Raw genomic sequence first — 25,190 nt, 5'->3', positions numbered from 1 at the left:
CAAGATGCTCGACGAGCGCCTCGGCAAGATCACGTTCTGGACGCTGTTCATCGGCTTCCACGGCACCTTCCTCGTCCAGCACTGGCTGGGCGCCGGGGGCATGGTGCGCCGCATCCCCGACTATCTCGCGGTCGAGGGGCTCACCACCCTGAACACGATCTCGACGATCAGCTCGTTCCTGCTGGGCCTGTCCGTGCTCCCGTTCCTCTACAACGTGTGGAAGACGGCGAAGTACGGCAAGAAGGTCGAGGTCGACGACCCATGGGGCTACGGCCGCTCCCTCGAGTGGGCCACGTCCTGCCCGCCCCCGCGTCACAACTTCCTCACCCTGCCGCGAATCCGCAGCGAATCCCCGGCGTTCGACCTCCATCACCCCGACCAGCAGCAGGAGTTGACCCGACAGTGACCACGAGGGACGACGACGGCCAGGTGGATGTGACGACCCTGGTCAACGAGATCCAGGGCCACCTGCTCATCGCGGCGACCCGCCAGGAGGGACAGGAGGCGGCCGCCCGTTTCACCGCCCGCCTCGACTGGCTGACGAGCGGGCAACGAGCGGAACTGGAACGGCAGTTCGCAGCGGAGCACCTCGCTCTCGCCGGCGCGTCCTGGCAGCGCACCGCGGCCCGTAGTGCGGAGTTGCGGGCCGAGTACGAGGCGAAGTACCGCCGCCTGAGGACGCGTCTGACGGCCGCGTGCCTGACGTTCGCGGCGACGACCACACCACTGCTGGTGCTGGTTCTCGCACCACTGCGCCGCTAGGGGGTGTCGTCCGCGGGAGGGACGGGCGCGCCGTTCCCCGCGCCCCTTGCGGGCCGCCATACTGGCCCCCGTGCGGGTAGCGATCATGACGGCAGGTTCGCGGGGTGACGTGGCCCCCTTCACCGGGCTCGGGCACGGGCTGGCCCGTGCCGGGCACGAGGTCACCCTGGTCACGCACGGCTGCTTCGAGCCGCTGGTGGCAGGGGCCGGGGTCGGGTTCCACGCCCTGCCCGTGGACCCCAGGGCGGAGCTGGAGTCGGCGCGCGGGCGCGGGCTGCATCGCAGTGCGACCGGGGCGGGGAAACTGCTGCGGGTGGTCGAGATGGCGCGGCGGCTCGTCGGGCGGATGACCGACGATCTGCTGGCCGCCGCGCGCGTGAACGACGTACTGCTGCTGTCCAGTTCCCTGGGCCCGCTGGGGCACACGATCGCGGAGGGGTTGCGGCTGCCGAGCATGGGCGTGTACCTCCAACCCCTCGCCCCGACAAGGGAGTTCGGGCCTCCCGTCCTCGGCGGCCGGTCCTGGGGCGCGGCGGGCAACCGGCTCGCCGGGAACGGGGTGAGCATGGCCGTCGAGCAGGTCTTCGCCTCGACCGTGCCGGCCGTACGGGCCCGGCTGGGCCTCCCTCACCACGCCCCGGGCGCCGCGCGCCGCGCCCGGGAGCGCCAGGGCTGGCCGGTGCTGCACGGCTTCAGCCCGCTGGTGGTGCCCCGGCCCCGGGACTGGCGCCCGGGGCTCGACATCTGCGGCTACTGGTGGCCGTACGACACTCAGCCCCAACTGCCGTCCCAGGTCGAGGAGTTCCTGGCGTCGGGGCCTCCGCCCGTCTTCGTGGGCCTGGGCAGCGCCACAGTGCCCGATCCCGGGCGGCTGAGCGCGTCCGTCGTCAGGGCTCTGCGGGAGGCCGGGCTGCGTGGGGTGATCCAGCGGGGCTGGGGTGAGCTGTCGGCGGACGGCGACGACATGCTGACCGTGGGCGAGGTGGCGCACTCGGCGCTGTTCCCGCGCATGGCCGCAGTGGTCCACCACTGCGGCGCGGGCACGACCGCCGCCGGTCTGCGGGCCGGGGTACCGGCGGTGCCGGTCCCGATCCAGTTCGACGAGGGTTTCTGGGCCTCCCGCCTGGTCTCCCTGGGCGTGGCACCCCGAACGGTCCCCCTCCGCAGACTGACGACCACCACACTGGCCTCGGCACTACGCCAGGCGACCAGTGACCCTTCTTACGGCGAGCGGGCGCGTGCTCTCGCGGCCCACATCGACGCGGAGGACGGCGTCGGACCGGTACTGGAGTCATTGCACAGGTTGTCCACCTGACCCCAACCCCACCGACCACACCCGGGAGACCGCGCAAACCCCCTGAACCCCGGGCGCCCAGGGCCCCGCAGCCCCCCGGCATCCCGAGACCAGAGTCCCCTCAGCGCCCACGAACTTCAGGGAGCCCGCACCGTCTCGACGCCCCCACACGCCGGGTTCCTCAGCGCCCGCGACACTCCGACATCTGAGCGTCTGCGCCGCAACAGCGCTCCGAGATTCCCGGCACACCGACACACCCGGCGCCCCCAAGCCCGAGCCACTCCGTCATCCCGAGCGGGCCTGCGGCGCATTTTCAGCACCCTCGCTCCCCGGGTGGCCGCACGTCAGCCATCGCTACCCCCAACACCCTCGACGCCCTAAGGCACCCCAACACAGACCGAACCGCCCCTGCCCTGCCCCGGCACCTTGGAACCCGGGCCCCTCAGCCCCGCAGCGCCCCCGACGTCCCGGCACCCCGCCACCCTCTGTGGGCGGCGCGCTCAGCAGCCCCGGCACCCCGGCACCCCGCCACCCTCTGTGGGCGGCGCGCTCCGCAGCCCCGCCACCCCGCCACCTCGGCACCCCGGCACCCCGGCACCCCGGCACCCCGGCACCTCGGCACCCCGGCAGCCCGTAGCCCGCAGCACCCCGGCAGCCCGTAGCCCGCAGCACCCCCATGACGGCCGTACGCCCTCAGGCCCGCCGCGTCATCCTCACCGCCCTGCGGCACCCCGACCGCACCCCGCACCCCGCACCCCGCACCCCGCACCCCGGGCACTCGCAACACCCCGGCACCCCGGGCACCCCCGGCCAGTACCCGGCACTTGCGGCACCCTCAGCGTGTCGCCGCATCCCCCGTGCGCACAGCGCCCCCGTCCCCGTGCTCGCCGTCCCCCGTTCTCCCCGCGCCCGGCGGCAGCCAGCCCGCCGGCCGCAGGATGCCCAGCAGCATCCGCACCAGTTCGTCCACCACCTCGTCCAGCGTGGCGTCCACCCACCCCGCGCTCCAGTCGTGGAGCAGGCCGTTGACGCTGCCGATGAAGGCGGTCGCGGCGAGGCGGTAGTCGCGCGGGGCCGCCTCTCCGCGGGCCACCGCGGCCTCCGCCTCCGTGCAGATGAGGTTCACCCAGCGGGAGCGGCGGGCGAGTCGCTGTTCCTCCAGGCGGGCGCTGACGCCGATGATCTCGACGAAGGTCATCCGGATGCGGCGCGGGTCGGCGGTGACGTTGGCGGCGTAGCCGCGGAAGATCGCGGCGGCGCGTTCCGCGAGAGGCAGGCCCTCCGCGGCGGCCAGCGCGGCGAGTGCCGCCTCCTCGGCCCAGTCGTTGACCTGGAGGTGCAGGGCGGCCAGTACGTCCTCCAGGGTGCGGAACTCCTCGTAGAACTGCCGGGTCGACAGGCCCGCCGCCTCACTGAGCGCGGCGACGGTCGTCGAGCGGTAGCCCGGCGTGTCGCCGAACAGCTGGAGCGCGGCGTCCAGGAATCTGCGACGCCGCTCGCACTGCCGTTCCTCGGCCGTCTTGCCCGCGTATCGGCCGGTGGGCGCCCTGAGTCTGCCCGCCAATGAACCCTCCTCCGTTGGTCCGGGGGCCAAGTTTGTCTTGCACGCAGTCTTGTGGAGAAGGGCACCCCCTCCTTACTTTCCAGTAAGTCCAATCTGAACGTGACCGTGTTCAGTTTCCTGACCGCAGCCATGTTCTCCCTCTTGCCCCATATGTCATGCACCCGCCACGTCCGTCTGTCCACTCCCGGAGGGGAGAGCACTCATGTCTGCTTCCAGGTCCAGGCACCTCTGTGCCATGGCCGCCGCCCTCGTCCTGACCGTCACCGCCCCCGCGACCGCCGCCGTATCGGCGACCGACGCCGACGGCGCGACCGCCGCGAGCCTGCGCGAGGTGATGTTCGTCGGCAACAACTGGGAAGGCACCGCGGACGTCATCAAGTCGAGCGGCGACTTCGCCAAGATCGGCCGGATCAACGTCGTACCGGACAAGGCGGCGCGGATCGCCGCGATCAACGCCGACCCGATCAAGTGGATCTACTACACGGCCATCCGCAACGGAGTCGGCGAGGGCCACGACCAGTTGGTGGACGACATGTACTCCACCCCGGACGGCAAGTCGGTGGTCGTGTCCCGGCCCAGCTTCGCCGACGTCGTGTCGATCGACCTCGCCACCGGGGCGATCAACTGGCGCTTCCCGGTGTCCGGTTACCGTTCCGACCACATGGCGGTCTCCCCCGACGGGACCCGGGTCGCGGTCTCCGCGTCGATCTCCAACACCGTGCATGTGCTCAACATCAACACCGGTGCGCAGATCGGCTCGTTCAAGACCGGCGACAAGCCGCACGAGAACATCTTCACCAAGGACGGCAAGTACATCTGGAACATGTCCATCGGTGACGTCAACACCTCGCAGGACGCCCCGTGGCAGGACTTCACGAAGGGCGACCGGAAGATCACGGTCGTCGACGCGGCCACCTTCCAGCAGGTGAAGGTGATCGACATGCGCGACCGGCTGAACGCGATCGGCCTCAACGACTACTCGGACGCCGTCCGCCCGGCCGCCTTCTCGCCCGACGAGTCCAAGCTCTACTTCCAGGTCTCGTTCTTCAACGGCTTCTTCGAGTACGACGTCGCCACCGACAAGATCACCCGGACCAAGACCCTGCCGAAGAACCCGGCGACCAGCGACGACCGCACCACGTTCGTCAACGACTCGCGCCACCACGGCATCTCGATGAAGCCGGACGGCACGAAGCTGTGCGTCGCCGGCACGATGGACGACTACGCGACGGTCGTCGACCGCGCGACCCTCCAGGAGGGCCCGCTCGTCCCCGCCTCGAAGCCCTACTGGGCCACGGTGAGCGGCGACGGCAAGTCCTGCGTGATCTCGGAGAGCGGTGCCGACCAGGTCACGGCCATCGACTTCGCCACCGGGCAGAAGACGGTGTCCGTACCGGTCGGCGACCACCCCCAGCGCGTCCGCCTCGGCCATGTCGAGGCGGACTGGACTGGCCCGGCGACCAACTGACCTGTTCCTTCAGGCCAGTTGACCGCCGGTTGACTGTCGGTCGATCGCTCAGCTGAATTCCTGCGCGGCCCAGGAGGCCAGTTCGGTCCGCGCGGCGTTCAGCAGGGTCGCCGAGGGAGCCGTCGCCCCGTTGGTCACCAGCGCGTAGTGCAGGACTCCCGAGTCCGGCGCGGTGAGCAGCAGGCGGCGGCTTCCGGTGTTCCCGGGGTCGGTGCCCGCCGCGACCGGCGTCGTACTGGTGTAGGCGGGCGGGCCGTACACCGTGCCGAGGTCGGAGACGACCGTGGTCGTGGCGGTCGGGAAGGACGCCGGCAGATGGAGCTCGGTCGGCGCCGAGATGCCCTTCGACCGCCACACCAGCACCGAGTACTGCCCCGAGCCCACCAGTTGGGACACGTTCGGCAGCGAACTCGGCACCGGGTTCCAGGTCAGGGTCGTCGACCCGTCCCGGGAGCGGTCCTCGTAGGTGAAGGCGAGCGTGGTCCCGGCCGTGGCGCCCGGGTAGACGCGGTCAAGCATCCGGGCGTCCTGGCGCAGCACCGCCGTACCGGAGTCGTCGAGGCGTACGGCGGACAGGTCCTCGTCGTTCCAGGCGTCAGCGGCGGTGATCACCTTGTCGGGGTTGTCGTTCATCAGTTCGTGGTGGCGGCCGTTGTAGATGTCCCACTGCCACTGGCTGCCGGACAGCACCGGCCCGGAGCCGCTCGCGTTCGTCCACCAGCCCGACCCCTTCACCCGGGAGTCGAGGGCCTGGTACATCGCCTTGAGAACCGTCGGCGCCTTGTCGGAGACATTGCCGTTCAGCGGATGGCCGAACTCGCTGACGATTCCCGTCGTTCCGGTGGCGGCGGCCCGGTCGCGGACGGTGCCGAAGTCGTTGACGTACTGCCCGTCACCGGCCTTGCCCCACATGAAGACGCCGGAGATCGCCTTCTGGTCGTAGAAGTGGGTGTTGAAGACATAGCGCGGGCCGATGTTCCCGGCGTCGAGCAGTCCGCCCTCCTGCTTCTGGAAGTCGAGGTTGGCGTTCCAGAACATGTTCGGTTCCACGAAGGCGGGCTTGTCCTGCCAGCCCGCCGCGTCCATCCGCGACCGGAACTTCACGAAGAACGGCCACAGGACGTCCTTCTCCCAGGCCCGGCTGGTCTGGCCCGAGTCGTAGTTGCCCGCGTGCGGCTCGTTGTACGGGTCGAAGCCGACGACACCGCTGAACTGGGCGCTCGTCAGGTTCTGCTTGAGGTACGTCATCGTCTTCTGGGCGGTGTCGAGGAACGAGTCCTGGATCCCGTAGGCGTTGTGCCAGAAGTCGTACGTCCCGTTGCGCACGGCCGCGTTCGACGTGATGTTCTGCCCCCAGAGGAGGCAGATCCCGCAGGACTCGTCCGGGTAGTTGCCGAGGTCGACGGCCCACTTGGGGGCGCCGTCGCCGGTGTACCAGCTGTCCGGGTCGAAGAGCCAGCGGGAGTAGAGGTCCTGGTGGAAGTCGGGGTAGACGCGGATGCCGGCGTCCAGGAAGGCACCCATCTGGGCGGTGGCGGCGGCCAGATAGGCGCTGTCCACCGTCCCTCGGGTGGGCTCCGCGTACGCCCAGGAGAGCAGGAAGCGGACGCTGTTGCCGCCGCCGAGCGCCCGCAGGGCCGTCGCCGACTTCCTGGCGTCGGCGACGGAGGCGAAGGGCAGCCCGTTGTTCTCCTTGAGCTTGGTCTCACCGGAGACGTTGTAGCCGCGGAGAACGACCTCGCGACCCAGAGCGTCGGTGAACCGGCCGTTCTGGACGGTGAGGGTGGTGGAGGTCGGAGAGTCGAACCAGAGGGTGTCGGCCCGGGCGGGCTGGGAGCCGACAGTGGTCACAAAACCCGTGACCAGAACCAGTACGCCGAGCAGATGCACGCGTGACTTCGACATGTGCATTACAGTCCCGCGCGCACCAGGAGCCGTCAATAGAAACTGACTCCTGAGTAATCTTCAGCTTTTGAGGCTCATGGTCGATCATGGGGTCACATGGGCGACAAAAGGAGCGGATCGTGCGAGACATCCTCCCCGCGCTCGGACGGTGGTACGCGGCGGGCGAACCGTTCGGGCTCGCCACCGTCGTCTCGGTGAGCCGCAGCGCGCCCCGTGACCCCGGGGCCGCGATGGCCGTGGGGCCCGGCGACGAGGTGGTGGGCAGCGTGTCCGGGGGATGCGTCGAGGGCGCGGTGTTCGAACTGGCCCAGGAGGTCGTGGCGAACGGCGAGGCCCGTCTGGAGACCTTCGGCTACAGCGACGAGGACGCCTTCGCGGTGGGGCTGATGTGCGGCGGCGAGATCACCCTCCTCGTACGGCCGGTGACACCGGCCCTCGATCCGTCCTTCGCGGCGGTCGCGCGGACGGTGGCGGCCGGACATCCGGTGACCGTGGCCACCGTGACCGACGGTCCGGCGACGCGCGGCGCCACCCTCGCCGTCTGGCCCGACCGGGTGTCGGGCACCCTCGGCACGACGGGCCTCGACGTGGCCGTCACCGCCGACGCACGCGGTGAACTCGCCCTCGGTGCAACGGGGTTGCGGCACTACGGACCCCACGGGGAGCGGCGCGAGGACGCCGTCACGGTCTTCCTGCACTCGTTCGCGCCTCCGCCCCGCATGCTCGTCTTCGGCGCCATCGACTACGCCGCCGCCGTGGCCCGGATCGGCGCCTTCCTCGGATACCGGGTCACCGTCTGCGACGCCCGCCCGGTCTTCGCCACGCCGAAGCGTTTCCCCGAGGGCGTCAACGTGGTCGCCGACTGGCCGCACCGCTATATGCGCGGTACGGACACCGACGAGCGCACGGTGATCTGCGTCCTGACCCACGACCCGAAGTTCGACGTACCGCTGCTGGAGGAGGCGCTGCGCCGGCCCGCCGCGTACATCGGTGCGATGGGCAGCCGGCGCACCCACGACGACCGCCGGCGACGCCTGACGGAGGCCGGCCTCACCGCGCCCGAGCTGGCCCGGCTGCGCTCCCCCATCGGCCTCGATCTCGGCGCCCGTACGCCTCAGGAGGTGGCGGTGTCCGTGGCCGCCGAGATCGTCGCCCTGCGCTGGGGAGGCAGCGGGGCGGCGCTGACGGCGACGGGCGGTGCCATCCATCCGCCGCACGAGGGTCGGGGTCAGGCCTGACGGGGAGGCAGCCGGTGCAGCACCACGTCGGTCAGTTGCCCGCCGTCCGTCACGGTGGCCGTCATGTAGGTGCAGTGCGGCTGGCGGCGCCGGTCCGTCGGTGAACCGGGGTTCAGCAGCCGCAGGCCGGTGTCGGCGGTGCTGTCCCACGGGATGTGGCTGTGGCCGAACACCAGGACGTCCACGTCGGGGAAACGGGCGGCGCAGCGGGCCTCGCGGCCCTGGGCGGGGCCGGTCTCGTGGACGACCGCGAAGCGGAGGCCTCCGAGGTCGGCGTGAGCCACCTCGGGGAGCCTGGCGCGCAGGTCGGGGCCGTCGTTGTTGCCGTACACGGCGATGAGGCGGCGGGAGCGGGTCTCCAGGAGGTCGAGGGTTGCTGTGTCGACCCAGTCGCCGGCGTGGAGGACGGCGTCGGCGCGTGGGAGTTCGGTGAGGAGTGCCTCCGGCAGGTGGTTGGCTCGTTTGGGGAGGTGGGTGTCGGAGAGGAGCAGTAGGTGCACGGTGGTGAGCGTAGGCGCGCTACTGGGGGTGCGCGATCTGCTGAGTGGCGGGTGCGGCGCTGTGGGGGCTTGTCGCGCAGTTCCCCGCGCCCCTGCAGGGCGCTGCCGCGCCCCTGCGGGGTGTGGGGGGCCTTGCACGGTTAGTATCAGGCAGCCCGGACCGTGTGTTGCGGAGACGGGGAAACAGAGGTCAAGAGGGGGCTTTCAGCCGCATGCCGGTCAAGGTCAGTGTCATCGTTCCGGTGTACAACCCGGGGCCCTACATCCAGGACTGCGTCGCGTCGCTGCTCCAGCAGTCGCTGCCCGCCGACGAGTACGAAGTGATCTTCGTCGACGACGGTTCCACCGACGACACCCCGGCCCTGCTGGACGAGCTCGCTCTCGCGGACGATCGTTTCCAGGTCATCCACCAGGAGAACTCGGGCTGGTCGGGCAAGCCGCGCAACGTCGGTATCGAGGCCTCGCGGGGCGAGTTCGTGATGTTCGTCGACAACGACGACTACCTCGGCGACGAAGCCCTCGAGCGGATGTACGAGTACGGCGTGGCCAATGGCGCCGATGTGATCGTCGGCAAGATGGCCGGCAAGGGCCGGCCGGTGCCGGTCGAGCTGTTCCGGCGCAACCACCCCAAGGCCACTGTCGAGAACGCCCCGCTGATCGACAGCCTCACCCCGCACAAGATGCTGCGCCGCGCGTTCCTCGACCGCATCGGCCTGCGTTTCCCAGAGGGCCGGCGGCGTCTCGAGGACCATGTCTTCGTGACCGAGGCGTATCTGCGCGCGGACAACGTCTCCGTGCTCAGCGACTACGTCTGCTACTACCACGTCAAGCGCGAGGACGCCTCGAACGCGGGGTTCCAGCGCTTCGACCCGGTCGGCTACTTCCGTAACCTGCGCGAGGCCCTCGACGTCGTCGAGCGGTACACCGAGCCGGGCGCGGTGCGCGACCGTCTCTACCGGCGCTGGCTGCGCAACGAAATGGTCGAGCGCATGCGCGGCAACCGGCTCCTCAAGCTGCCGGAGGACTACCGCAGGGAGATGTTCGACGAGATCCGCGGGGTCGTCGTCGAGCGCTTCGGCCCGGGCGTCGCGAACGGCATGCAGGAGGCGCAGCGGATCGTGGCCGCGCTGATCGCCGCCGACCGTCTCGACGACGTGGTGGCGTTCGCCGAGTGGGAGGCGTCGCTCGCCCCCTCCGCCACTCCCCTGAGCGTGGAGTGGCGGGACGGGGTCCTGCACGTCGGCTTCAGCGCCGAGTTCACCTCGCGCGGCAAGCCCATGGCGTTCCCCGCCGAGGACGACAGCGACGGCGCCGACCTGGACGGCACGCCCACCGACGCCGACGACGCGATCGCCCGGGTGGGCGCGTCCACGGTCGCCCGGTTCGGGAGCGCGACGGCGGACTTCCTGGTGCGTGAGCGGTCCACCGCCGCCCAGTTCTTCCAGCCGGTGGAGCTGACCCGCGAGACCCTCCCGGCCGACGAGGACGGGCAGGTGCGGCTGGTGCTGCGCGGCACGGCCACCGTCGACCCCGGCACGGCTGCGGGCGGCGTTCCGCTCGGCGGCGGTCTGTTCGACGTGTTCGTCCGCATCAAGCTGGGCGGCTGGACCCGTGAGTGCCGGCTCGGCCCGGTGAAGCTGGACCCCCGGCCGGTGCCGCCGGCCGGTGTGGTCGCCTCTCGTGTGGTCCTGCCGTACTGGACCGCCAAGCAGGCCACCCTCTCCCTGGACGTCGACCGCGCCGTCAAGGGCGTGGGCCTGGGCCGGGTGAAGCCGGACGATGTCACCGTCACGGGTGACCGGCTGCGCGTGGCGTTGCCCCTGCACGTTCCCGGCGACACCAAGACGCTGCTGCGGCTGACCTCGTCGGCCTCCGCCACACCCGTCGAGGTACCCGGCACCCTGTCCGGCGCCGCCGACGACGCGCGCGCTTTCGTCGAGGCGACGCTGCCCTCCGGGACGGTGGCCGACGGGACGTGGAAGCCCGAGCTGTGCCTGGCCCCGGAGGCCGACGAGCCGCGCTTCCTGGCGATGTCCGTCGGTCTCAGCGCCAAGGGCGGTCGCCTCCAGGTCGTACGGCCCGCGAAGCCGGCCGGGCCGAGCGGCGGTCAGAAGCTGGTCCGCAAGGTGCGGCGCACCCTGGGGAAGATCGCGCGCAAGGCCGGGCTGCGACGCGGAAACGGAGCCTGACAGCATGCGAGCACTGGACATCGAAGGCGCCTGGGTACTGGAGCCGAAGATCTTCCCCGACGACCGGGGCACCTTCCACGAGTGGTACCGGGGCGAGGAGTTCCGCGAGGCCACCGGCTACGACCTCTCCCTCGCCCAGGCCAACTGCTCGGTCTCGCGCCGGGGCGTCGTACGCGGGGTGCACTTCTCCGACGTACCGCCGAGCCAGGCCAAGTACGTGACGTGCGTACGCGGCGCGGTGCTGGACGTCGTGGTGGACATCCGGGTCGGCTCACCCACGTACGGGCGGTGGGAGGCCGTGCGGCTCGACGACGAGACCCGGCACGCCGTGTTCCTCGCGGAGGGGCTCGGGCACGCCTTCATGGCGCTCACCGACGACGCCACCGTGGTCTACCTGTGCTCGACCGGCTATGCGCCGGGGCGTGAGCACGGGGTGAACCCGCTCGACCCGGAGCTGGGCATCGCCTGGCCCGAGGGCATCGAGCCGGTGCTGTCGGAGAAGGACGCCGAGGCGCCGTCCCTGGCGGAGGCGGAGGCGGCGGGGCTGCTGCCGTCCTACGAGGCGTGCGCGGCGTACTACGCGGGACTGCGCGACAACCGGTAGCTCCCTCGTACGGGACATGTACACGCGAAAAGGCCTGCGGCCCGGGAGCTGATCGGCTTCCGGGCCGCAGGCCTTTGTCCGGTTCCGCGTCAGCGGGTGGTGCTCAGCGGCTGCAGGCTGCGGCGCAGCTGCTCCAGGCCCTTCCCGCGCTTGGTGCCCCGGTTGCGGGACCTGACGAGCGGGGCCCAGAAGCCGGCCTCGATGAGGGTCTCCGGCTTGACCGCCGGAGTCCGCTCCAGGACGCTCTCGGGGACCTTCTGCGGGTCCGGGACCTCGAACTCCGCGATGATCTCGTCGTAGTTGTCCTTCAGGACCGTGTTGTCGGGGTCGGCGCCGAAGACGATGAGCTGTCCGGTGGGCGCCGTGTCGACGAGGACCGTGGTCAGGTCGGGGCGGTACCGGGTGAGGATCTCGATCAGCTTGTAGACGTCGCCCGTCCAGGCGTTGGTGTGCCGGTCGCGGGCGGCCTCGTCGATGCTGCGCGGCAGCATGTCGTCGAGGACGATGACGCTGGCCCAGTCCGAGTACTTCTCCACGTTGATGAAGTCGCGCAGCGCGTACTCGAACAGGTGCATGCCGTCGATGAACGACAGGTCGAGCGTGGTGCGCTGCCAGTAGCCGAACGGGCTGCGGTTGCGGGCCAGGTTGCGCAGCGGGTGCCGGCCGCCCGTGAGGTGGGAGAGGGGGTTCTGCCGGGCGAAGAAGTCGTCGCTGGTGGCCTTCGCGAGATGGACGTCGGCGCGGATCTCCGAGACCACCTTGAACGCGGGGTCGATCGCGATGCTCGGTACCCGGGACAGGGTCAGGCTTCGGCCGTCGTTGACGCCGATCTCCAGGTAGTTCCTGTTCGCGCTGACCTTGTGGAGCTCCCGGAGGAACTCATGGCGTTTCACGAGGAAATCTCCTTGCGGATGTGAGGCAGTGCTTCGTGCAGGGCGGTACGCCAGTCGCGGAGCGGTCGCAGACCGGTCTGCTGCCAGCGGCTGTGGCCGAGGGCGCTGTACGCGGGCCGGGGTGCGGGGCGGGTGAAGGCCGCGCTGGTGGTGGGGTGTACCCGGTCCGGGTCGGCGTCGACGAGGCGGAACACCTCACGCGCCAGCTCGAACCAGGTGGTCTCGCCGGAGTTGGTGGCGTGGAGGACACCACTGGCCCCGGAACCGACCAGCGGTCCGAGGTCGGCGATCAGTCCGGCGACGTCGGCGCTCCAGGTGGGCTGGCCGCGTTGGTCGTCGACCACGTCGAGGGTGTCCCGACGTGCCTCCAGGCCGATCATCGTAGCCACGAAGTTGCCGCCGTGGGCGCCGTACAGCCAGGCCGTGCGCAGGACGACGCCCGTGTCCGGGAGCGTGGCCAGGACGGCCTGTTCACCGGCGAGTTTGGTGCGGCCGTACGCGGTGCGCGGGGCCGGGGTGTGATCCTCGGGGTACGGCGTTTCGCGGGCCTCGCCGTCGAAGACGTAGTCGGTCGACACGTGGATCAGCCGGGCGCCGTGTTCGGCACAGGCCTGGGCGAGCAGACGGGGTCCGACGCCGTTGATCCGGAGTGCCGTCTCCTCGTCCGTCTCCGCGTCGTCGACCGCGGTGTAGGCGGCGCAGTTGACGACCAGGTCGGGCTCGTGCTCGGTGAAGACGCGGCGCACGTCGTCGGGGTCGGTGATGTCCATGGCGGCGCGGGCGACGCCCACGACGTTCTCACCGCGCCTGAGGAGTTCCTCGACGGTGTCGCGGCCGAGCATGCCGGCGGCGCCGGTCACCAGCCATTTCATCCCTTGGCCTGCTTCTCGTCGGTGGCTACGCGCCGCTTGAGGGGCTCCCACCAGGCGCGGTTGTCGCGGTACCAGGCGACGGTCGCGGCGAGACCGGCGGCGAAGTCGTGGCGCGGGGTGTAGCCCAGCTCGTCGTGGAGCTTGCTCCAGTCGACGGAGTAGCGCAGGTCGTGGCCCTTGCGGTCCTCGACGTACTCCACGCTGTCCCAGTCGGCTCCGCAGGCATCCAGGAGGAGTCCGGTGAGTTCCTTGTTGCTCAACTCCGTGCCGCCGCCGATGTTGTAGACCTCGCCGGGCCGGCCGCCGGTGCGCACCAGGTCGATGCCCTGGCAGTGGTCGTCGACGTGCAGCCAGTCGCGGACGTTGAGGCCCTCGCCGTACAGCGGGACCTTCTTGCCGTCCAGCAGGTTGGTGACGAAGAGCGGGATGACCTTCTCGGGGAACTGGTGCGGCCCGTAGTTGTTGGAGCAGCGGGTGACGCGCACGTCCAGGCCGTGGGTGCGGTGGTAGGCGAGGGCGAGCAGGTCCGAGGACGCCTTCGACGCCGAGTAGGGCGAGTTGGGGGCCAGCGGGTGGTCCTCCGGCCAGGAACCCGACTCGATCGAGCCGTACACCTCGTCGGTTGAGACGTGGACGAACGGGCCGACGCCGTAGCGCAGGGCGGCGTCCAGCAGCACCTGGGTGCCGACGACGTTGGTGCGGACGAAGTCGGCGGCGCCGTCGATCGAGCGGTCCACGTGGGACTCGGCGGCGAAGTGGACCACCTGGTCGGCCTCGGCCATCAGCTTGTCGACGAGTTCGGCGTCGCAGATGTCGCCCTGGACGAACTTCAGCCGGGGGTGTTCGGCCGGGAGGTTGTCCAGGGTGCCCGCGTACGTGAGCTTGTCCAGCACGGTGATCCGGGGCGCGTCGGGCGCGTCGGACGCGAGGAGGTTGCGGACGTACATGGAGCCGATGAAGCCGGCGGCGCCGGTGACGAGGAGATTCATGAGTGGATCTGCACCTTGCTGTGGTCTCCGAGGACGAGTCGGTGGGCGCTGGGAACACTGGGGGCCGGGGTCACCTCGACATGCCTGCCGATGAGCGAGGACTCGATGCGGCCCACCCCGGCGATGGAGGAGTCCCGCAGCACGATGGAGAACTCCAGCTCGCTGTCGGTGATCCGGCAGTTCTCCGCGACGGAGGTGAACGGCCCCACGTACGAGTCGCTGACGACGGTACCGGCGCCGATGACGACGGGTCCGACGATGCGTGAGCGGCTGATGCTCGCGCCCTCCTCGATCACCACCCGCCCTATGGTCTCGGACGCGGTGTCCACGTCGCCGTCGATCCGCCGTTCGAGGCCCTCCAGGACCATGCGGTTGACCTCCAGCATGTCGGTGACGTTCCCCGTGTCCTTCCAGTAGCCCTTGATGAGCGTGGATCGTACGTCGGACCGGGCGTCGATGAGGTACTGGATGGCGTGGGTGATCTCCAGCTCGCCCCGCCGGGATGGGCTGATGGAGCGTACGGCGTCGTGGATCGCCGGGGTGAAGAGGTACACGCCGACGAGGGCGAGGTCGCTCTTGGGGTGTTCGGGTTTCTCCTCCAGGCCGATCACCTGGCCGGTCTCGTCGAGTTCGGCGACGCCGAAGGAGCGGGGGTCGGGGACCTGGGTGAGCAGGATCTGGGCGTCGGGGCGCAGCCGGCGGAACTCGTCCACGAGGTCGCTGATGCCGCCGACGATGAAGTTGTCGCCGAGGTACATGACGAAGTCGTCGTCGCCCAGGAAGTCCCGCGCGATCAGCACCGCGTGGGCCAGGCCCAGGGGCCTTTCCTGCGGGATGTAGGTGACCTTCAGGCCGAACCGCGACCCGTCGCCGACCGCCTCCTCGATCTCGGGCGCGGTGTCACCGACGATCATGCCGACCTCGGTGATGCCCGCGTCGGCGATGGATTCCAGGCCGTAGAACAGCACGGCTTTGTTGGCCACGGGTACGAGCTGCTTCGCCGAGGTATGGGTGATCGGCCGAAGCCGCGTGCCGGCGCCACCGGAGAGCACGAGAGCCTTCATCCGTTCACCCTAGCTTCGATTTCCCAGGACGTAATATCCGGTGCCTCAGAGTGACCGGCGCGGGGACCCGCCGGGCGGTCCTCAGGGCTCCAGCGCGATCTCGCTCCACACCTGTTTGCCGCCGCTGACCGGGACGGTTCCCCAGGCCGCCGACATGGCCTCGACGAGGAGCATGCCGCGGCCTCCGGTGGCCTCCCAGCCGAGGTTCGTCGGTTTGATGGGTGTGCGGGGCGAGTTGTCCGCGACGGCGACCCGCAGCCGGCCGTTGAAGACGGTGAGGTCGAGACGGACCTGGCCGTCGGTGTGCACGAGGGCGTTGGTGACCAGTTCGGAGACGACGAGGAGCACGGTGTCCATGTTCTCCTGCAGCCCTGCCTCGCCCGCGAAACTCCAGGTGCGCAGGGTGCGCCGGGTGAAGCGGCGGGCGTGCCGGACGGCCTCGGGCACCCGCCACACGGTCCAGCTCTCGCGCAGCGGGCGCCGTTCCATGGCGTCGTAGCGCAGCAGGAGCAGGGCGACGTCGTCGTTGCGGTTGGCGTCCGCGAGGAGGGCGTCGGCGACCAGGCCGAGGTGGGCGGGGTCGGCGGCGGCGAGGTTGGCCGCGAGGGCGTCGAGGCCGTCCTCGACGTCGATCTCCGCGGACTCGACGAGGCCGTCCGTCGTGAGGGCGAGCAGGGTGCCGGGCTGGAGGCGGATCAGGCTCATCGGGTAATCGGCCCGGGCCTGTACGCCGAGTGGTGGACCCACCTCGGACTCGGTGATCTCGGTGGTGCCGTCGGGGTTGCGGACGACCGGGGGGATGTGGCCGGCGCGGACGTACCAGGCGGTGCCCTCCTCCATGTCGACCTCGACGTAGCAGCAGGTCGCGAAGAGGTCGGTCTCCATGTCGACGAGGAGACGGTTGGCGTGGGAGACGACGACGTCCGGCGGGTGGCCCTCGACGGCGTAGGCGCGCAGGGCGGTGCGCATCTGGCCCATGAGGGTGGCGGCGCCCGCGTTGTGTCCCTGGACGTCGCCGATGACGAGGGCCACGTGGTTGTCGGGCAGGGGGATGACGTCGTACCAGTCGCCGCCGACCTCCAGGCCCTCGGTGGTGGGGAGGTAGCGGGCCTCGGCGACCCCGCCGGGGAGCTTGGGCAGGCGGCGGGGCAGCAGTGTGCGCTGGAGCATGCCGACGAGTTCGTGTTCGGCGTCGAAGGCGTGGGCGCGGGTCAGGGCCTGGCCCGCGAGGCCGGCGGCGGCGGTGAGCAGGGCGCGTTCGTCGGTGCCGAACTCGTGCGGGTCGTCCCAGCCGATCATGCAGACGCCTGCCATCCGGCCGCCCGCGGGCAGCGGCAGCACGGCGAGGCCGCCGGGGCCGACGCCTTCGAGCGCGGGCTCCAGTTCGGCGCCCGCCGGCCAGATGGCGGCGCGGCCCTCGCGCAGGGCGGCGGCCACGGTGGGCATGAAGCGCACGGGCGACTCCGGCCACTCGGAGCGCCATTCGAACCGCCACAGCCCGGGCCAGGCCTCGGGTTCGGGCGGGTCCAGGACGGTGACGACCATCCGTTCGTTCTCCAGCTCGGCGAGGGCGATCCGGTCGGCCCGCAGCGGCTTGCGCAGCGCGGTGACGACGGCCTGGCTGACGTCGCGTACGGTCCCGGCGGTGGCCAGGGCGGCGGCGAGGCGCTGGACGCGGGCCACGTCGGTGACGCCGGAGCGCAGCGTGGAGGCGTCGCCCACCGTGCCCACCAGCCGGGCCGGGCGGCCCTCCGCGACGGTCTCGAGCCGCCCGCGCAGCCGCAGCCATCTCGGCGGCCCTGCGGGCTGGAGGACCCGGAACTCCAGCTCGCGGTCGCCGATGGACATGTGGTCGGCCTCGACGACAGACATCAGTGAGGGCAGGTCCTCGGGCACGGTGAGGCCGAGCAGGGTCTCCACCTTGCCGTCGAAGTCGGCGCGATCGAGTGCGAACAGGTCGAGGAGTTCGTCACCGACCTCGACGTGTCCGCTGTCCATGGCGAGGCTGAAGGCGTTGTCCGACAGTTCGCCGGCGTCCGAGGCGGTGGGCGGGGCGGGCCAGGCGACGGCGTCGGCGAACAGTTCCAGGCAGTCGCGGGCGTTTTCGTCGAAGCCGCCAGGACACTCCGTCACGACCAGCAGACAGCCGCCGTCACCGACCGCCGCCCCGGCGCGGACGGGCAGTGCGGCCAGATGGACGGTACCGGCGGGCAGCCGCCGGGACTCGGCGCAGTCGGCGAGTTCGTCCGGGCCGAGCCATACGGGCGTTCCGGTGCGGTGGGCGTCGGCGGCGGGCGATCCGCCGGCCACCGCGTAGCTGTCGCGCAGGCCGTACAGGGTGCGAGGCACGCCGGCCGACTCGACGAGGCACAGCACGTCACCGGTGTCGCCCGGGGTGTAGACGGCGCTGACGGTCGCGCCGGTGAAGACGAGTGTCTGTTCGAGGATGCGGCGGAGGCGTTCGCGGGGGTCGAGATCGGCGGTGAGCGACTTGAGGGCAAGTTCGGCACGCGCCCTTGTCGCTGCGCGTCCCGCGTCCTCACTGACCACGTTCGTCATTACAGCGCGTATGGGGCTCGGGCGCAGCCCCTGGCGTTCCAGGTCGTCCATGCGTTCCGCACGGTCGTCTCGTGACAGCGGTGACTGTCGGGCCCCGGGGGCGGGCTGGAAGGCTCGGTGCCAGACATCGAGGAGGTGGGCATGGACCAGCGGTACGAGGTGTACGCGCTCGCCGACCGGCACTTCTACGAGACGCCCGACCGGCTGTCCGCACCGGGCGAAACCGCTCCCTTGTTCGAGACAGCGGGTCGTGCGGTGCCGGAGGGCTGGCGGGCGGACCGGATCGGCGACTGGCTGACGCTGACGCCGCTCGGGGCGGACGGTGACCCGCTGCCCGGACCGACCCAGGGCTGGAAGGTGCACGCCTCGGCCACCCGGGCGAACGCCGAGCGGATCGCCGAGACCGTGTGGGAGTACTGCGTGCCGCGCGGCATCCCGTTCAAGTTCCTGCCGGGCCCGCATCTGCTGCATCTGCGCAACACCAAGTACGCGGGCCGGGACGGCAGCGGCAAGTTCGTGACGGTCTACCCGGCCGACGAGGACCAGCTGCACCAGGTGCTGACCGAGCTGGGCGCACTCCTCGAGGGCTGCGAGGGGCCGTACATCCTCACCGATCTGCGCTGGCAGGACGGCCCGCTGTATGTGCGCTACGGCGCGTTCGCGCGCTCCTTCGTCGTCGACGAACGCGGCTCGCTCGTGCCGGCGGTGCGGGACGGTGAGGGGCGGCTGGTGCCGGACCGGCGGGCGCCCTCCTTCCAGGTACCGGAGTGGGTGCGGCTGCCCGCGTTCCTGGAGGCGCAGCTCGCGGCCCGCAACGCGACGACGGTCGCCGACCTGCCGTACCGCATCGAGAAGGCCCTGCACTTCTCCAACGGCGGTGGCGTGTACGTGGGCACCGACACCCGCGACGGGCGCCGGGTCGTCCTCAAGGAGGGGCGGCCGCACGCGGGGCTGGCGGCCGACGGCGCCGACGCGGTCACCCGGCTGGAGCGGGAACGTGCCGCGCTGGAGCGGGTCTCGGGGCTGGAGTCGGTGCCGCAGGTGCGGGACTGGTTCACGCTCGGGGACCACCGCTTCCTCGTCATGGACTTCGTGGAGGGGCGTCCCCTCAACTCCTTCTTCGCCGAACGCCACCCCCTGCTCACCCACGACCCGGATCCGGCGGCGGTGGCCGCGTACACGCGGTGGGCGCTGCGTATCCACCGGATGGTCGAGGAAGCCCTCGACGCGGTGCACGCGCGCGGGATCGTCTTCAACGACCTGCACATCTTCAACATCATGGTCGCGCCCGACGAGGAGTCGGTGTCCCTGGTCGACTTCGAGGCGGCGGCACCCGTCGAGGAGCGGGGCCGGCAGGTCGTCGCCCACCCCGGGTTCTTCGCCCCGCCGGACCGCAGGGGCACGGACGTCGACCGGTACGCGCTGGCGTGTCTGCGGCTCGCGCTGTTCATGCCCCTGACCACCCTGTTCGTGGTGGACCGCGGCAAGGCGGCGCAGCTGGCCGAGGTGATCGCCGGGCAGTTCCCGGACGTACCGGAGGAGTTCCTGGCCGAGGCGGTCGCCGAGATCACCCGTGACGTGTCCGCGCGCGGGCCGGCCCACCGCGTACCCTCACCGCCCGCCGCTCCGGTCGACCCCGGCGACTGGCCGTACAGCCGCGACTCGATGGTGAAGGCGATCCTCGCCTCCGCGACCCCGGACCGCGACGACCGGCTCTTCCCGGGCGACATCACCCAGTTCTCCGACGGCGGCGGACTCGGCCTCGCGCACGGCGCGGCCGGAGTGCTGTACGCACTGTCCCAGGCGGGCGCCGAGCGGTACGAGGAGGGCGAGCGCTGGCTGCTGGCCCACACGGACCCGGTGCCGGTGGGCACGCCGCTGGGGCTGTACGACGGTCTCGCGGGCGTCGCCCATGTCCTCGGCCTGCTCGGGCACCGGCAGCGGGCGCTCGACCTGATCGACCTGGTCCTGCGCGAGAAGTGGCACAAGCTCTCCTCGGACCTGCGCGGCGGCCTCGCCGGTCTCGGCCTGGTCCTCGGCAGGCTGGCGCACACCACCGGGGAGACGGAGCTGGCAGCGCGGGCCCAGGACGTCACCGACATCCTGGTGGGCCGTCTGGCCGAGCCGCTCCCGGACCCGCCGAAGCGGCGCGCGGGACTGCTGCGGGGCGCGAGCGGGCCCGCGCTGCTGTTCCTGCGCCAGTACGAGGTGACGGGCGACCCGGCGCTGCTCGACGCGGCCGGCACGGCGCTGCGCCGGGACCTGGACGGCTGTGTCGTCCAGCGGGGCGGCGGACTCGAGGTCGACGAGGGATGGCGGACGATGCCGTACCTCGCGGAGGGCAGCGTGGGCATCGGCCTGGTCCTGGACGACTACCTGGCGCTCGGCGCGTCCGGGGAGCACGCGCCGACCCACACCGACCGGCGCGAGGACTTCGAGCGTGCCCGCGACCGCATCCTGACCTCCGCGACCTCGCGTTTCTACGCGCAGCCCGGTCTGTTTCAGGGCAGAGCGGGCATGATCCTGCACCTCGCCCGCACCGGCGCCCCCGAGGCCCGGCTGCGGGAGCAGATCGCGGGGCTCGGCTGGTACGCGATGTCGTACCAGGGCCAACTGGCCTTCCCCGGGCACCAGATGATGAGGCTCTCCATGGACCTGGGCACCGGAACGGCGGGCTGTCTGCTCGCGCTCGGCGCGGCCCTCGACGAGTCGGCCCCCGCCGCTCTGCCCTTCCTCCCGCCGCTGCGGCGGCCCCATGACGCGGCTCCGACCGAGGAGTCGTGACGCGACACCCGTCCCCACAGGAACCCGGGTCACCGGGACCGAAGGAAAGGAATCGACATGGCACTGCTCGACCTTCAGACGATGGAGTCCGACGAGACCGCCAACACGGGCGGCAACAGCACCCTGAGCCTGCTGTCCTGCGTCAGCGCGGCCAGCGTCGCCCTCTGTCTCTGAGCATCTCCCGCACGGACGCCGGGCGGTCACTCCCACTCGTGGAGGGCCGCCCGGCGGTCGGTCACCCCGCGCGGAGGGACCACCCGACATGACGACAGCCACCGACGACCGCTCTGCCCCGGCCGTGGACACCACATCGCCGCTGCGCGCGACCGTCCGCCGCACCGGGGGACGCTGCGCGGCCCTGTTCCTGACGGCCACGGTCTCCACGGTCCTGAGCCTGGCCCTGCCCCTCGCCCTGGGGCGGGCCCTCGACGCGCTGCTGGCGAACCCCGACGATTTGGGCTCCGGGGCCGTCCGCTGGGTCCTGTGGTGCACCGCTCTCGTCCTTCTCATGGCCGTGCTCGACGCCGTCGAGACCGTGCTGGGCGCAGCCACGACCGCCCGCGCGACGGCTCTGCTGCGCCACCGGCTGACCGGGCACCTGCTCGCCGTGGGGCCACGGGCCGAGGAGCGCTTCGGGTCCGGTGAACTGGTGGCCCGGCTGGTCGGCAACGCCGCGCAGGCCGGCATCGCGCCCGCCTCCCTGGCCGCGCTGCTGGCCGGGGTCGCCGGACCGGTCGGGGCGGTGGTCGCGCTCGGTCTGCTCGACCCGTGGCTGGCCGCGGTGTTCCTCGCCGGGGCGCCGCTGCTGGCGATGCTGCTGCGGGCCTTCACCCATGACTCGGCACAATGCGCCGCCGACTACCAAAAAGCCCAGGGACTGATCGCGCGCGGGCTCGCGGAGGCGATCGGCGGCGCACGCACCATCGCCGCGTGCGGGACGGCGGACCGGGAGGCCGCCAGGATCCTGCGGCCGTTGCCCGGACTCGCCCGGGCGGGCCACCGGATGTGGCACGTCCAGGGACGCGCGGCGGCCAGGGCGGTCGTTCTGGCCCCGCTGCTCCAACTGGGGGTGGTGGCGGTGGCGGGGGTCCTGCTGGTCCACGGCCGGCTGACAGTGGGCGAGATGCTCGCCGCCTCGCGGTACGCCGTCCTGGCGGCCGGGGTCGGTGTGCTGGTCGGGCAGCTGTCGGGGCTGGTCCGGGCTCGGGCGTCGGCCCGGCGCATCGGCGAGGTGCTGGCCGAGCCGGTCACACGGTACGGAGGCCGCCGCCTGCCGCCGGGGCGGGGCCGGCTGGAGCTTCGCGGGGTCACCGCCCGGCGCGGGGGACGGACGGTCCTGGACTGCGTCGACCTGTTCGTCCCCGAGGGCTCCACCCTCGCCGTGGTCGGCCGCTCCGGCGCGGGCAAGTCCCTCCTCGCCGCCCTCGCCGGCCGCCTGGCCGATCCCGACGAGGGGACCGTCCTCCTGGACGGCGTGCCGCTGCCCGAACTGGACCACGACGAGCTGCGCCGGGCGATCGGCTGTGCCTTCGAACGGCCCGCCCTGCTTGGCGACACCGTCGCGGACACGATCGGCCTCGGCGTCCGCGCGGCGCCGCCCGACCGGATCCGGGCCGGCGCCGCTGCCGCCCGCGCCGACACGTTCGTCCGCCGGCTGCCCGACGGCTACGCAACCCCCTGCCGGGCCGCGCCCCTGTCCGGGGGCGAGCGGCAGCGCCTGGGCCTGGCCCGGGTGCTGGCCCGCGACAGCAGGCTGCTCGTCCTCGACGACGCGCTGTCCAGCCTCGACACGGTCACCGAGCACCAGGTCGTCGACGCCCTGCTGCACCACTCCCCCGGCGGCACCCGCGTCGTCGTCGCCCACCGGGCCTCCACCGCGGCCCGCGCGGACACCGTGGCCTGGCTGGACGCGGGGCGGGTGCGGGCGGTGGGCACGCATGCGCGGCTGTGGCGCGAGAGCGGCTACCGGGAGGTGTTCGCGGATGGCGCGGGGTGAGCGCGCCCGGCGGCGGTCCGCCGGACGAGAGGCGGGAAAACTCGGCCTACGCGCGCGTGGGCTGCGTTTTTTGCGACAGCAGCGGCGGGTCGTGGCGCGGCTCGTGCTGTGGTCCGTGCTGGAGACCGCGCAGACCTTCCTCATGGGGTACGCCCTGGCCCGCGCCCTCGACGAGGGGTTCCTGCGGGGCCGGGCGGGCGTCGGCCTCGGCTGGCTGGGGGTCGCCGCGCTCGCGGTCGCCGTGGGGGCGTACGGCACCCGGCGGGTGTACGGGGCTGTCGCCGCGCTCGTCGAACCGCTGCGGGACCGGCTCGTTGAGCGGGTGGTGGCGCGCGGGGTCCGGGAGGCGGACGGCGGGGCGCTGTCCGCGCTGACCCAGCAGGTGGAGATCGCCCGGGACACCTTCGCCGGGGTGGTGATGGTGTCCCGTTCGTTCGTCTTCACGGCCGGGGGTGCGCTGATCGGGCTGGCCTCGCTGGCGCCGCCCCTGCTGCTGGTGGTCGCTCCCCCACTGGTCCTCGGCGTGGGCCTCTTCGCGGCGAGCATGCGCCCGCTGGCCCGCCGCCAGGAGGCGTTCCTGGTCGCCGACGAAGCGCTCGCCGACCGGTTCGGGGAGGTCTGCGCGGGGCTGCGGGACGTGACCGCGTCGGGCGCGGAGAAGCGGGTGGCGTCCGACGTGGGCGACCGGGTCGAGTCCGAGCTGCGGGCCGCGCGCTCGCTGGCCCGCTGGGGGGTGCCGCGCGTCGCGTCGATCGCCGTCGGGGGCCAGCTGCCCCTCGTACTGCTCCTGCTCACCGCACCCTGGCTGCTCCGCCGGGGCGTCACCCCCGGCGCCCTGGTGGGCGCGCTGGCCTATGTCACCCAGTCCCTGCTGCCCGCCCTGCAGAACCTGGTCCACGGCATGGGCACCAGCGGCTCCCGCCTCGCGGTGGTCCTACGCCGCCTCGTACCGCCCGGCCGGGCGGGGGGCGACGACAGCGGGGCGCCCCCCCGTCCCGCCCACTCCCTCAAGCCCGCGCCCACTGAAGCTCCCGGCCCTGCACCCACCCCCGCGCCCGCGCCCACCGAGACTCCCGCCCCCACGCCCTCGCCCGGGTCACCACCCTCACCCTCACGTGCGCCCACGCCCACCGGGCCTCCGGCACCGACACCTGCGGCCCGACCCGCTCCTGAGCCCTCGCCCGAACCCGCCGAAGCGGCCGCCCCCACGCCCTCGGCCGCACCCGCCGAGGCACTCACCCCTGCACCCACGCCCACGCCCACCGAGGCTCGCGCACCCACACTCGCGGCCCCACCCGCCCCCACGTCGCCGCCCTCACCCCCACGTGCGCCCACGCCCACCAACGCACCCACCCCCACGTCCCCGACCCCGCCCGCATCCACCCCCGCCGACACGCCCGCTCTCGCCATCACCGGCCTCACCTTCGCCTACGGCTCCACCTGCGCGCCCGTCGTGGACGACCTCACGCTCAGCCTGCCCGCGGGCACCCGGCTCGCCGTCGTCGGTCCCAGTGGTATCGGCAAGTCAACCCTCGTTTCCCTGGCCGCCGGTCTCCTCGATCCCCGGCGCGGCACGATCCGGCTGTGCGGGCATCCGGTGCCCGGCGAAGCCGCCCGCGCGCATCGGGTCGTCATCCCCCAGGAGGCGTACGTGTTCAGCGGGACGTTCGCCGAGAACCTCGGCTGTCTGCGGCCGGAACCCGTGCCCGAGGCCGAACTGCTCGCCGCCGCCGAGGCGGTCGGGCTCACCGCGCTCCTCGACCGGCACGGCGGACCGCAGGGCCTGGTCGACCCGGCCGCTCTGTCGGCCGGCGAGCGCCAGCTGATCGCGCTGACCCGGGCGTTTCTCTCGTACGCCTGTGTGGCGTTCCTCGACGAGGCGACCTGCCATCTCGACCCGGAGGCGGAGGAACGCGCCGAGCGGGCCTTCGCCGACCGGCCGGGCACGACCATGGTCGTGGTCGCGCACCGGATCGCCTCCGCGCGCCGCGCCGACCGGGTCCTCGTCATGGACGGCCGGGAGTGCGCGTACGGGACGCACGACGAACTGCTGGAGCGCTCGCCCCTCTACCGCGATCTGGTCGGCAGTTGGTCGGCGACGCCGCCGGTGCCGTCACAGCCAGCCCTCGCCCTGCGAGATGCGGATGGCGTCGATGCGGTTGCGGGCCCCGGTCTTGCGGGTGATGGCCGCCATGTAGTTGCGCACGGTTCCGTGGGACAGATGCAGGCTGCCGGCGATCTCCGCGACGGACGCCCCGTCCGCGGCGAGTGACAGGACACTCAGCTCACGCCGGGTGAGCGGGATCTGCGTGGCTCTGAGGAAGCCGAAGCCGAGCGAGTCGTCGACGAACCGTTTGCCGGCCGCGACGCTGCGGATGGCGGACAGCAATCGTTCCGGCGCGCCCTCCCTCTCCTTGTCGACGTAGCCCAGCGCGCCCGCCTCCGCCGCCCGCTTCAGCAGTCCCGGTCTGCCGGCGCCGGCCAGCACCAGCAGGCGGGGCGCGGCCGC

19 protein-coding genes and 1 pseudogene are annotated in these 25,190 nt (G+C 72.1%); 11 read left to right on the top strand and 9 right to left on the bottom strand.

Features of this window, described 5'->3' with window-relative positions; all coding sequences use genetic code 11:
• The 3 genes from ABZ855_RS45025 to ABZ855_RS45015 form a co-directional block, all read left to right on the top strand.
• Positions 1-406: cbb3-type cytochrome c oxidase subunit I (locus tag ABZ855_RS45025; protein ID WP_360818754.1), on the top strand; the 406-nt coding region annotated here is incomplete at its 5' end.
• Positions 403-762 (top strand): hypothetical protein, encoded by a 360-nt coding sequence (locus tag ABZ855_RS45020; RefSeq protein ID WP_360818751.1) that lies wholly within the window; start codon positions 403-405, stop codon positions 760-762. The genes ABZ855_RS45025 and ABZ855_RS45020, both read left to right, overlap by 4 nt.
• An 85-nt stretch (positions 763-847) precedes the next feature.
• Entirely contained in the window at positions 848-2,077 is a 1,230-nt protein-coding gene (locus ABZ855_RS45015; protein WP_360818748.1) for a glycosyltransferase, read from the top strand.
• Between the two features lie 814 nt (positions 2,078-2,891).
• Here ABZ855_RS45015 and ABZ855_RS45010 read toward each other — a convergent pair.
• On the bottom strand, positions 2,892-3,620 hold the full coding sequence (locus tag ABZ855_RS45010) for a TetR/AcrR family transcriptional regulator (RefSeq protein ID WP_360818745.1): 729 nt from the start codon (positions 3,618-3,620) through the stop codon (positions 2,892-2,894).
• Between the two features lie 202 nt (positions 3,621-3,822).
• On the opposite strand from ABZ855_RS45010, the gene ABZ855_RS45005 reads away from it, so the two are divergent.
• A complete protein-coding gene (locus ABZ855_RS45005; protein ID WP_360818742.1) occupies positions 3,823-5,088 on the top strand; it encodes a YncE family protein in 1,266 nt (421 codons plus the stop codon).
• A gap of 48 nt (positions 5,089-5,136) precedes the next feature.
• Here the strand turns inward: ABZ855_RS45005 and ABZ855_RS45000 are convergent, their stop codons facing one another.
• Positions 5,137-6,999: an endoglycosylceramidase gene (locus ABZ855_RS45000; protein ID WP_360818739.1), complete on the bottom strand. Its 1,863-nt coding sequence runs from the start codon at positions 6,997-6,999 to the stop codon at positions 5,137-5,139.
• Between the two features lie 113 nt (positions 7,000-7,112).
• On the opposite strand from ABZ855_RS45000, the gene ABZ855_RS44995 reads away from it, so the two are divergent.
• Positions 7,113-8,231, top strand: a complete 1,119-nt coding sequence (locus ABZ855_RS44995) for an XdhC family protein (protein WP_360818736.1) — start codon at positions 7,113-7,115, stop codon at positions 8,229-8,231.
• Here ABZ855_RS44995 and ABZ855_RS44990 read toward each other — a convergent pair.
• Positions 8,222-8,731: a metallophosphoesterase gene (locus tag ABZ855_RS44990; protein WP_360818733.1), complete on the bottom strand. Its 510-nt coding sequence runs from the start codon at positions 8,729-8,731 to the stop codon at positions 8,222-8,224. The two genes, ABZ855_RS44995 and ABZ855_RS44990, sit on opposite strands and share 10 nt — an antisense overlap.
• A 212-nt stretch (positions 8,732-8,943) precedes the next feature.
• Between ABZ855_RS44990 and ABZ855_RS44985 the strand changes: the two genes are divergently transcribed.
• Together ABZ855_RS44985 and rfbC are read left to right on the top strand one after the other, a co-directional pair.
• Positions 8,944-10,920: a glycosyltransferase family 2 protein gene (locus ABZ855_RS44985; protein ID WP_360818730.1), complete on the top strand. Its 1,977-nt coding sequence runs from the start codon at positions 8,944-8,946 to the stop codon at positions 10,918-10,920.
• Between the two features lie 4 nt (positions 10,921-10,924).
• A complete protein-coding gene (gene rfbC / locus ABZ855_RS44980) occupies positions 10,925-11,524 on the top strand; it encodes a dTDP-4-dehydrorhamnose 3,5-epimerase (RefSeq protein WP_360818727.1) in 600 nt (199 codons plus the stop codon).
• An 89-nt stretch (positions 11,525-11,613) separates the two neighbouring features.
• Here the strand turns inward: rfbC and ABZ855_RS44975 are convergent, their stop codons facing one another.
• From ABZ855_RS44975 to ABZ855_RS44955, 5 genes are all read right to left on the bottom strand, one after another.
• Complete coding sequence (locus ABZ855_RS44975) at positions 11,614-12,417, bottom strand: class I SAM-dependent methyltransferase (protein ID WP_360818724.1); 804 nt, start codon at positions 12,415-12,417, stop codon at positions 11,614-11,616.
• Positions 12,414-13,289, bottom strand: a complete 876-nt coding sequence (gene rfbD, locus ABZ855_RS44970) for a dTDP-4-dehydrorhamnose reductase (protein ID WP_360818721.1) — start codon at positions 13,287-13,289, stop codon at positions 12,414-12,416. The genes ABZ855_RS44975 and rfbD overlap by 4 nt, the downstream gene beginning before the upstream one ends.
• The gene (rfbB, locus tag ABZ855_RS44965; RefSeq protein WP_360818718.1) at positions 13,286-14,278 is read right to left on the bottom strand and encodes a dTDP-glucose 4,6-dehydratase; all 993 of its coding nucleotides are present in this window, start codon (positions 14,276-14,278) and stop codon (positions 13,286-13,288) included. The genes rfbD and rfbB overlap by 4 nt, the downstream gene beginning before the upstream one ends.
• On the bottom strand, positions 14,275-15,342 hold the full coding sequence (locus ABZ855_RS44960) for a glucose-1-phosphate thymidylyltransferase (RefSeq protein ID WP_360818715.1): 1,068 nt from the start codon (positions 15,340-15,342) through the stop codon (positions 14,275-14,277). Before ABZ855_RS44960 ends, rfbB begins: the two co-directional genes overlap by 4 nt.
• Positions 15,343-15,423: 81 nt before the next feature.
• On the bottom strand, positions 15,424-17,901 hold the full coding sequence (locus tag ABZ855_RS44955; protein ID WP_360818712.1) for a SpoIIE family protein phosphatase: 2,478 nt from the start codon (positions 17,899-17,901) through the stop codon (positions 15,424-15,426).
• A 141-nt stretch (positions 17,902-18,042) separates the two neighbouring features.
• Here ABZ855_RS44955 and lanKC point away from each other — a divergent pair, with 141 nt between their 5' ends.
• From lanKC to ABZ855_RS44935, 4 genes are all read left to right on the top strand, one after another.
• Positions 18,043-20,685, top strand: a complete 2,643-nt coding sequence (lanKC, locus tag ABZ855_RS44950) for a class III lanthionine synthetase LanKC (protein ID WP_360818757.1) — start codon at positions 18,043-18,045, stop codon at positions 20,683-20,685.
• Between the two features lie 57 nt (positions 20,686-20,742).
• Positions 20,743-20,859: a SapB/AmfS family lanthipeptide gene (locus tag ABZ855_RS44945; RefSeq protein WP_360818709.1), complete on the top strand. Its 117-nt coding sequence runs from the start codon at positions 20,743-20,745 to the stop codon at positions 20,857-20,859.
• Between the two features lie 88 nt (positions 20,860-20,947).
• Complete coding sequence (locus ABZ855_RS44940) at positions 20,948-22,681, top strand: ABC transporter ATP-binding protein (RefSeq protein WP_360818706.1); 1,734 nt, start codon at positions 20,948-20,950, stop codon at positions 22,679-22,681.
• Complete coding sequence (locus ABZ855_RS44935; protein WP_360818703.1) at positions 22,668-24,953, top strand: ABC transporter ATP-binding protein; 2,286 nt, start codon at positions 22,668-22,670, stop codon at positions 24,951-24,953. Before ABZ855_RS44940 ends, ABZ855_RS44935 begins: the two co-directional genes overlap by 14 nt.
• Here the strand turns inward: ABZ855_RS44935 and ABZ855_RS44930 are convergent.
• A pseudogene (locus tag ABZ855_RS44930) lies at positions 24,879-25,169 on the bottom strand (LuxR C-terminal-related transcriptional regulator); the annotation flags it as partial. The gene ABZ855_RS44935 and the pseudogene ABZ855_RS44930 overlap by 75 nt on opposite strands.
• Positions 25,170-25,190: the final 21 nt, after the last annotated feature.

It is taken from the genome of Streptomyces sp. NPDC047042 (assembly GCF_040644035.1).
In the GTDB taxonomy this organism is placed as follows: Bacteria; Actinomycetota; Actinomycetes; order Streptomycetales; family Streptomycetaceae; genus Streptomyces.
The sequence above is the reverse complement of the archived record's forward strand: the minus strand, read 5'-3'. Positions and strand labels throughout refer to the sequence as shown.